The 229-nt window shown below is 39.7% G+C and carries 1 protein-coding gene; it reads left to right on the top strand.

Features of this window, described 5'->3' with window-relative positions; translation table 11 throughout:
- On the top strand, positions 1-229 hold a 229-nt coding region (locus AC6UDE_RS07270; protein WP_500697075.1), incomplete at both ends, for a type I-E CRISPR-associated protein Cas6/Cse3/CasE.

Here is a 229-nt window from a genome sequence, read left to right as displayed (position 1 = left end):
CGTGAAATCCCTAATGAATTTTTACAACATCAGCAATACCGTTTTGAAATCAAAATGAATGTGGCAAAACGGGATAATCAAAGCCAAAAGATGCTTCCTTTAAAAGAAAAAGAAGCCATCTCGCTTTGGTTTTTGCAGAAAAATGAACAATGGGGTTTTCAAGCCGACCCACGACATTTGCAAATCAGTGCGCACAATGTGATGCGGTTCGACAAAGGCGAAAGAACAG

This window comes from Fructilactobacillus sp. X2R5C3, from assembly GCF_059901325.1.
The sequence above is the reverse complement of the archived record's forward strand: the minus strand, read 5'-3'. Positions and strand labels throughout refer to the sequence as shown.